Source organism: Streptomyces sp. NPDC058674, assembly GCF_042716505.1.
Taxonomy (GTDB): domain Bacteria; phylum Actinomycetota; class Actinomycetes; order Streptomycetales; family Streptomycetaceae; genus Streptomyces.
The window spans coordinates 19,358-27,519 of record NZ_JBHXSC010000081.1; the positions used below are offsets into that span (position 1 = coordinate 19,358).

The 8,162-nt window shown below is 74.5% G+C and carries 7 protein-coding genes and 1 pseudogene; 6 read left to right on the forward strand and 2 right to left on the reverse strand.

Annotation, left to right across the window (positions count from 1 at the left end; genetic code table 11):
* The first annotated feature begins 108 nt into the window (after window positions 1-108).
* From ACFWU6_RS29650 to der, 4 genes are all read left to right on the forward strand, one after another.
* Window positions 109-1,197 carry a prephenate dehydrogenase gene (locus ACFWU6_RS29650; RefSeq protein ID WP_383812560.1) on the forward strand — a complete coding sequence of 363 codons (1,089 nt, stop codon included), beginning with the start codon at window positions 109-111 and terminating at the stop codon, window positions 1,195-1,197.
* A 131-nt stretch (window positions 1,198-1,328) separates the two neighbouring features.
* Entirely contained in the window at window positions 1,329-2,036 is a 708-nt protein-coding gene (gene cmk, locus ACFWU6_RS29655) for a (d)CMP kinase (RefSeq protein WP_383984029.1), read from the forward strand.
* A complete protein-coding gene (locus ACFWU6_RS29660) occupies window positions 1,991-2,680 on the forward strand; it encodes a lysophospholipid acyltransferase family protein (protein WP_383812564.1) in 690 nt (229 codons plus the stop codon). The genes cmk and ACFWU6_RS29660 overlap by 46 nt, the downstream gene beginning before the upstream one ends.
* A gap of 75 nt (window positions 2,681-2,755) precedes the next feature.
* Window positions 2,756-4,216: a ribosome biogenesis GTPase Der gene (gene der, locus ACFWU6_RS29665; RefSeq protein WP_383812566.1), complete on the forward strand. Its 1,461-nt coding sequence runs from the start codon at window positions 2,756-2,758 to the stop codon at window positions 4,214-4,216.
* Window positions 4,217-4,249: 33 nt separating this feature from the next.
* Here der and ACFWU6_RS29670 read toward each other — a convergent pair whose 3' ends face one another.
* Window positions 4,250-4,606, reverse strand: a complete 357-nt coding sequence (locus ACFWU6_RS29670) for a hypothetical protein (RefSeq protein WP_383812568.1) — start codon at window positions 4,604-4,606, stop codon at window positions 4,250-4,252.
* 209 nt (window positions 4,607-4,815) lie between these two features.
* Complete coding sequence (locus tag ACFWU6_RS29675) at window positions 4,816-5,610, reverse strand: hypothetical protein (RefSeq protein ID WP_383808120.1); 795 nt, start codon at window positions 5,608-5,610, stop codon at window positions 4,816-4,818.
* Between the two features lie 306 nt (window positions 5,611-5,916).
* Between ACFWU6_RS29675 and ACFWU6_RS29680 the strand changes: the two genes are divergently transcribed.
* Together ACFWU6_RS29680 and ACFWU6_RS29685 are read left to right on the forward strand one after the other, a co-directional pair.
* The gene (locus ACFWU6_RS29680; RefSeq protein WP_383984032.1) at window positions 5,917-6,747 is read left to right on the forward strand and encodes a transglycosylase family protein; all 831 of its coding nucleotides are present in this window, start codon (window positions 5,917-5,919) and stop codon (window positions 6,745-6,747) included.
* A gap of 96 nt (window positions 6,748-6,843) precedes the next feature.
* Window positions 6,844-7,823 (forward strand): annotated as a pseudogene (locus ACFWU6_RS29685) (helix-turn-helix transcriptional regulator).
* The last annotated feature ends 339 nt before the right edge of the window (window positions 7,824-8,162 follow it).

Here is an 8,162-nt window from a genome sequence, read left to right on the forward strand (position 1 = left end):
GGCCCGGCCGCCGTCCCACGGGGCGGGCGCCGGGCCCTCGCGCCGTGCGCGGTGGCTACCCTGGCCGGGCAGCCCGTCACCGTGCCGTACGCAACCCTGGAGCGCCCCGTGAGAACCGCCGTCGTCATCGGAACCGGACTGATCGGCACCTCCGCGGCGCTCGCCCTGTCCGCCCGCGGCATCACCGTCCACCTCGTCGACCACGATCCCGCCCAGGCCCGCACCGCGGCCGCCCTCGGCGCCGGGACCGACGAGGCCTTCGAGGGCCAGGTGGACCTCGCGATCGTGGCCGTGCCGCCGGCCCACGTGGCCGCGACCCTGGCCGACGCGATCGGCCGCGGGGTGGCTCGGGCGTACGTGGACGTGGCCAGCGTCAAGGGCGGCCCGCGCCGGGAGCTCGCCGAGCGCGGCGTGGACGTCACCCCGTACATCGGGACCCACCCGATGGCGGGCAAGGAGCGCTCCGGCCCCCTCGCCGCCACGGCCGACCTCTTCGAGGGGCGCCCGTGGGTGCTGACCCCGACCCGGGACACGGACCACGAGGTGCTCAACCTCGCGCTGGAGCTGGTGGCGCTCTGCCGGGCCGTTCCGGTGGTCATGGACGCGGACGCCCACGACCGGGCCGTCGCACTCGTCTCGCACACCCCGCAGCTGGTGTCCAGCATGGTCGCGGCACGCCTGGAGGAGGCCGACGAGACGGCCGTGCGGCTGTGCGGCCAGGGAATCCGGGACGTGACGCGGATCGCGGCCTCGGATCCGCGGATGTGGCTGGAGATCCTCTCCGCGAACCCGGGACCGGTCGCCGACGTCCTCTCCGGGATCGCCGCCGACCTCGCGGAGACCGTGGAAGCGCTACGGGGCCTCCAGTCGGCCGACGAGGAGAAGCGGCGCGGGGGAGCGGCGGGCATCGAGGACGTGCTGCGGCGCGGCAACGCGGGCCGGGTCCGGGTGCCGGGCAAACACGGCGCGGCGCCGACGGTGTACGAGACCGTGGCCGTCCTGATCAGCGACCAGCCGGGCGAGCTGGCCCGCATCTTCGCCGACGCGGGGCGGGCGGGGGTCAACATCGAGGACGTCCGGATCGAACACGCGACGGGCCAGCAGGCCGGTCTCGTCCAGCTGATGGTGGAGCCGCGGGCGGTGCCCGGGCTGACCGCCGAGCTGCGCGAGCGCGGGTGGGCGCTGCGCCAGCAGTAGGCGCCGCCGGAGCCCGGATCCGGCGGCGGCGGGACCGGGCGGGGCCGGGCGGTGCCGGGGGCCGGTAACCTGGGGAGGGGCGCTTTTGGCGCGCCCGGACACGTACGCGCAACCAGGAAGGTGCCCGCACCGTGGAAACCGCAGCTCCGTCCGCCGTGATCGTCGCCATCGACGGTCCCTCCGGCACGGGCAAGTCCAGCACCTCCAAGGCCGTGGCCGCCAAGCTCGGGCTGCGCTACCTGGACACCGGCGCCCAGTACCGGGCCATCACCTGGTGGATGATCACCAACGGCGTCGACACCGACGACCCGCAGGCCGTCGCACTCGCCGCGGGCAAGCCCGCCCTCGTGTCCGGCACCGATCCGCACGCCCCCACGATCACCGTGGACGGCCTGGACGCCTCCGGTCCGATCCGGACCCGGGAGGTCACCTCCAAGGTCAGCGCGGTCAGCGCGGTCCCCGAGGTGCGCACCCTGATCACCGCACTCCAGCGCTCCATCGCCGCCGAGGCGGGCGCGCAGGCCGAGGGCATCGTCGTCGAGGGCCGGGACATCGGCACCACCGTCCTGCCCGACGCCGACCTCAAGGTCTTCCTGACGGCCTCCGCCGAGGCGCGCGCCGCGCGCCGCAGCGGCGAGCTGCGCGGCAAGGAGGCCGCGGACCTCGCGGCCACCAGGGAGGCGCTGATCAAGCGTGACGCGGCCGACTCCGGCCGCAAGACCTCCCCGCTGGCCAAGGCCGCCGACGCCGTCGAGGTGGACACCACCGAGCTCACGCTCGACCAGGTCATCGAGTGCGTCGTCACGCTCGTGGAAGAGAAGCGGGCGGGCCGCAAGTGAGCGAAGCACCCTCCCTGAGGGGTGCCGCGGTCGGCAGGCGCATCGGCATCGGGCTCATGTACGGGCTGTGGAAGCCGCGCGTGCTGGGGGCCTGGAAGGTCCCCGTCTCGGGACCCGTGATCCTCGCCGTGAACCACTCGCACAACATCGACGGCCCCATGGTCATGGGCACCGCTCCGCGGCCGCTGCACTTCCTGATCAAGAAGGAGGCGTACGTCGGCCCGCTCGGCCCGTTCCTCCAGGGGATCGGACAGGTCAGGGTCGACCGCAGCGGCGCCGACCGCACCGCGATAGGCCGGGCCCTGAACGTGCTCGACAATGGGGGAGCCCTGGGAATCTTTCCCGAGGGCTCCCGGGGCGAGGGCGACTTCGCCTCGCTGCGCGCGGGACTCGCCTACTTCGCGGTCCGCAGCGGCGCGCCCGTCGTGCCGGTGGCCGTCCTGGGCAGCGGCGACACCCGGGGGCGCCTCGTCAAGGGGCTGCCGGCCCTCAAGAGCCGGGTCGACGTCGTCTTCGGCTCGGCGTTCGACGCGGGGGACGGCAGTGGCCGCCGTACCCGTACCGCACTGGACGAGGCCACCGCACGCATCCAGGACCGGCTGACCGCCCACCTGGCCGACGCCAAGCGCCTCACCGGGCGCTGAGCGAGACTTGACCTAGTAGTGGAACCGCGCTGCGCGGGTACCACCGATCACCACGAACGACGAGGAACGGACTTCATGACCGACCAGCACGACCAAGGAGCACTTGGCGACGCCGAGTACGCGGAGTTCATGGAGCTCGCCGCGGAAGAGGGCTTCGACATCGAGGACGTCGAAGGCGCGCTCGAGGAGGCCGCTTCCGGCCCCCTCCCCGTCCTCGCCGTCGTGGGCCGGCCCAATGTCGGCAAGTCGACCCTGGTGAACCGGATCATCGGCCGCCGCGAGGCGGTCGTCGAGGACAAGCCGGGCGTCACCCGCGACCGCGTCACGTACGAGGCCGAGTGGGCCGGCCGCCGCTTCAAGGTCGTCGACACCGGCGGCTGGGAGCAGGACGTCCTCGGCATCGACGCCTCCGTCGCCGCCCAGGCCGAGTACGCCATCGAGGCCGCCGACGCCGTCGTCTTCGTCGTCGACGCCAAGGTCGGCGCCACCGACACCGACGAGGCCGTCGTCCGGCTGCTGCGCAAGGCGGGCAAGCCCGTCGTGCTGTGCGCCAACAAGGTCGACGGCCAGAGCGGTGAGTCCGACGCGGCCTCCCTGTGGTCGCTGGGCCTCGGCCTGCCCCACCCGGTCTCCTCCCTCCACGGCCGCGGTACGGGCGACATGCTCGACGCCGTCCTGGAGGCGCTGCCCGAGGCCCCGGAGCAGACCTTCGGCACCCCCGTCGGCGGCCCCCGCCGCATCGCGCTGATCGGCCGCCCGAACGTCGGCAAGTCCTCGCTGCTGAACAAGGTCGCGAAGGAGGACCGCGTCGTCGTCAACGAGCTGGCCGGCACCACCCGCGACCCGGTCGACGAGCTCATCCAGCTCGGCGGCGTCACCTGGAAGTTCATCGACACGGCCGGCATCCGCAAGAAGGTGCACCTCCAGCAGGGCGCCGACTACTACGCCTCGCTCCGCACGGCCGCCGCCGTGGAGAAGGCGGAGGTCGCGGTCATCCTGATCGACTCCACCGAGAACATCAGCGTCCAGGACCAGCGCATCATCACCATGGCCGTCGAGGCGGGCCGCGCGATCGTGATCGCGTACAACAAGTGGGACGAGCTCGACGAGGAGCGCCGCTACTACCTCGAGCGCGAGATCGAGACCGAGATGCAGCAGGTCGCCTGGGCGCCCCGGGTGAACGTCTCGGCGCTCACCGGCCGCCACATGGAGAAGCTGGTCCCGGCGATCGAGACCGCCCTCGCGGGCTGGGAGACGCGCGTCCCGACCGGCCGTCTGAACGCCTTCCTCGGCGAGGTCGTCGCCGCCCACCCGCACCCGATCCGCGGCGGCAAGCAGCCCCGCATCCTGTTCGGCACGCAGGCGGGCAGCAAGCCCCCGCGGTTCGTCCTCTTCGCCTCCGGCTTCCTGGAGCACGGCTACCGGCGCTTCGTCGAGCGCCGCCTGCGCGAGGAGTTCGGCTTCGAGGGCACTCCGATCCACATCTCGGTGCGGGTGCGCGAGAAGCGCGGCGCCCAGTACAAGAAGAAGAAGTAGGAGCGGTACGGAGCGCGCAGAGCGCCGCCGGGGTCAGTAGCCCCGGCGCGGAGCGGGCGGCAGGGCCGCCGGGATGTGTGTCATCCCGGTCTGGTGCTGCCGCCCGTTCGTGTATGCCGGACCGCCCGCGTACGAGTAGGCCGGCTGGGGCTGCGGGACGTGCGGGGGCTGCCAGCCGTCGGCCGGCTGCCAGGCGGGGGAGCTCCAGCCGCCGTGCGGGCCCCCGGTGTGCCCGCTCCCGTACGAGAACGCCGTGAAGCCGAGGTCCTCCTCGCCCGTGCGGTCGCCCGGCAGGGCCCGGAAGGAGCGCAGGTACTCGGAGTACAGCGCGTCGTAGATCGGGGTGTGCGAGAGGGGCGGAGCGCTGTCCCGGTCCCGTACGGGACGCATCGGGGTGACGGTGCTCGGAGAGGACGGGGCGCGGGAGGAGTCGTATGAATGCACGTACCAGCCAACGAAACCGGCGCCCTGCGGATGCGGGGTGACGGGGGAGGAAACGCAGATCGCCGGGGGTGCGCGGGACGAACCGCGCACCCCCGGCGCATGCCGCCCGGCCCCCTCGGCGGGGGGCGGGCGGCCGTTCCGGCGGCAGGGGGGCGTCAGGCGCCCGGCGTACCGGCCAGGGGCATCGCCGCGGCCACCAGCTTGCCCGCGGCGGCGGCCTTGTCGAGCGCGTCGCGCAGCAGGTCCTCGCGCGGCTGCTGGCCGATGGAGCCGACCGGGGCGGCGTAGACGAGCACGCGCTGGGTCTTGTTGACGGCCGCGCGCCACCCGTCGGTGACCGACAGGGCCTGGTGCGCCTGCCACCAGGAGACCGGACGTCCGCCGTCGGCGCCCGGCTGGAGCACGGCGTGCAGCTGTCCGGCGGCCAGCAGGACCGACCATCCCGCCAGGCCGGCGGGCAGCTCGGCGGTGTCCGTGACGGGGATGAACCCCTGCTCGATGAGGAGCGGCAGGAAGTCGTCGCCGGGGCCGTCGCTGCCGGGACGGGCGATCGGTCCGGTGGGCTCGACGACGAGCGCGGGGTGCAGTTCGCCGCCGATCAGGACCAGGCCGCTGGTGATGCCGAGGACGGCCTGGCCGCCGGGGACGGTCTGCGGGGCGACGCCGGGGGCGGGCGCCGGGCTGTCGCCGGTGATGCTCGCGACGGCGCCCTGGAGCTGCTCCTCGGAGACGGTGACGACCTGCGAGGGGATGCAGGTGGCGTGCGCGAAGGCCAGGACCGCGGTCTCCTCGCCGACGAACAGCACCGTGCTGGTGCGGTCGCTCTCGGGGTCTCCCGGGGTACGGCAGGAGGTGCAGTCGTAGCTGCGGGGTGCGTCGTCGCCGACGAGCAGCCTGTCGGCTTCTTCGTCACCGATCTCGGCACGTACCTCGTCACTGACGTCGAGCATGGGCGGCACGGGATGGCTCCTCGGCATAGGTGCGGGGGCCGGGGGCTCCCGGCTCGCCGGGCTCAACGGCGCAGCGGCGGCCGGGGTCACGCCATGGGAGGGAACGGATTCGAACCGGGCCCCCGGAGGGGTGAACGGTGCGACCGCGGCTTCGCGTTCGTGTCAACTGTTGTTTTGTTGTGTGCAGTTGGTGGCCCCTGTTGTCCACTTCACCGTGCGGTGACGGGGCGGCCGACCGGGTGGCGCGCGGGGGCGCGCGGGGTGGCGTGCGGGTGGGCCGGGGGGGCGGCCGCGTAGCGTGGCGCGATGCCCAACCTCCGGATTCGGCCGGCCGCGTGCGCGGCCGTGGCCGCGCTGGTGTTCGCCGGCCCGTGGACGGCCGCGGCGGCCGCCCCCGCTGTTCCGACCGGGGCCGCCGTCGCCCCGCCGCCTCCCGCGCCGGGTCGGGCCGCGGTCGTCCGTCCCGGCTCGCCGGGGGCCGTCGGGCACGGGCCGGGGGACTGCGGGCCGCACGGGGAATGGCCGTGGGACTGCGTGGCCGACTGCGAGAGCGGCGGACGCTGGGCGGTCAACACCGGCAACGGCTTCTACGGGGGACTGCAGTTCTGGCAGCCGACGTGGGAGGCGTACGGGGGGCTCGCCTTCGCGGCGCGGGCGGACCTGGCGAGCCGGGAGCAGCAGATCCGGGTGGCGGAGGACGTGCTCGCCGCCCAGGGCTGGGAGGCGTGGCCGGTGTGCGCGAAGCGGTACGGGCTCGCGGGGCGGATGCACGTGGTGCGGGCGGGGGAGACGCTGGACTCCATCGCGGCGAGGCACCGGGTCAGGGGCGGGTGGCGGGCGCTGTACGAGGCGAACCGGGGGGTGCTGGCGGGGCGGCCGGACCACCTCGCGGTGGGCACGCTGCTGCACCTCCCGCCCGACGCCCCGAAGCCGAAGCCGGCCCAGACCACCCAGCCCCCGTCGACCCCGGCCCCGACCACCCAGACCCCGACGATGCCGGTCCCGTCGATGCCGCCCCAGTCGATCCAGACCCCGTCGACCCCGACCCCGCCGTCCCCGCCGACGCCGAGCCGTGCTCCGGCCACGACGCCGGTGCCGTCACCGCCGCCGCCCCCGGCCCCGTCCCCGTCCCGGTAGGGCCGCCGGTCACGGGCCCAAGGCCCGGCCGGGCCCCAGGGGGCACACTGGGGGGTCCGGGTGGGCCGGGGACGGGGAGGCGGCAGACTGCTCCGCATGCTCGACACCTCTGCGCGACTGCTGCGCCTGCTGTCCCTGCTGCAGGCCCACCGGGAATGGACCGGCGCCGGCCTCGCCGACCGGCTCGGGGTGACCGCGCGGACGGTGCGGCGCGACGTGGACCGGCTGCGGGAGCTGGGGTATCCGGTGAACGCCAGCCCCGGCACCGGCGGCGGGTACCAACTGGGCGCGGGGCCGAGATGCCGCCGCTGCTGCTGGACGACGAGGAGGCCGTGGCGGTGGCCGTCGGGCTGCGGACCGCGGCGGGGAACGGCGTCGAGGGGATCGGTGAGGCCTCCGTACGGGCCCTCGCGAAGCTGGAGCAGGTGCTCCCTTCGCGGCTGTGCCGCAGGGTGTCCGCGCTCAACGCGTTCACCGTCCCCATGCTCCGCGGCCCCCAGCCCTCCACCGTCGACCCCTCCGTGCTGACGGAGCTCGCCGCCGTCTGCCGGGACGCCGAGCGGCTGCGCTTCGGATACCTCGACCACGAGGGCAACGTCAGCCGCCGCACGGTCGAGCCGCACCGGCTGGTGTGCACCGAGCGGCGCTGGTACCTGGTCGCCTGGGACCTGGGCCGGGAAGCCTGGCGCACCTTCCGGGCCGACCGCATCGAGCCCGCACCGCCGCACGGCCCGCGGTTCACCCCGCGCCCGCCGCCCGCCCCGGACCTGGCCGCGTACGTGTCCCGGGGCGTGTCGCAGCGGGCGTACGCGGCCCGCGCCCTCGTGCGGCTGAAGGTCTCGGCGCAGGAGGCGGCGCAGATCATCGGGCCCAGCCACGGCGCCCTGGAGCCGGTCGACGCGGACAGCTGCCTGCTGCACACCGGGGCCGTGAGCCTGGACGTGCTCGTGATTCACGTCATGCTGCTCGGCTGTGAGTTCGAAGTGGTCGAGCCGCCGGAGCTGATCGGCCGGATCAGGGCCGCGCGAGATCTCCTGGGACGGGCCGTGGAGTCCGCCGAGGTGGGGGAAATGTAACGGACCTGAGGGGGAATCACCTGGTCTGGGCCAAGGGGGCTGCCGCAATCGACGACGGGAATTACCACTCTCCCCGCGGAAATTCCAAAGGGTCTTCCCGGCGGGCGTGTCGCCCGCGGGAAATCAATGGGGGGCTGTCGATATTCTGTGACACAAGCGTGACCCGGGATGGACGAACGTACCGGCGCGGCGCTGACCGTACGGGGGAACGACCGAGGCGGGGCGGGGGGGGTGTGCCCGCCCCCCAGCGGGGGGCGGGGGGGGCGTGGGTTACCCTAACCCGGGGTCAGACCCCCGGCACCCGGCGGGCCGCCGCGGCCCCCCCGGCCGGGGCCCCCA

Coding starts and splice junctions, on each gene's coding strand:
- der (WP_383812566.1), top strand. CDS start 2,756: ATGACCGACCAGCACGACCAAGGAGCACTTGGCGACGCCGAGTACGCG.
- ACFWU6_RS29670 (WP_383812568.1), bottom strand. CDS start 4,606: ATGCGTCCCGTACGGGACCGGGACAGCGCTCCGCCCCTCTCGCACACC.
- ACFWU6_RS29675 (WP_383808120.1), bottom strand. CDS start 5,610: ATGCTCGACGTCAGTGACGAGGTACGTGCCGAGATCGGTGACGAAGAA.
- ACFWU6_RS29680 (WP_383984032.1), top strand. CDS start 5,917: ATGCCCAACCTCCGGATTCGGCCGGCCGCGTGCGCGGCCGTGGCCGCG.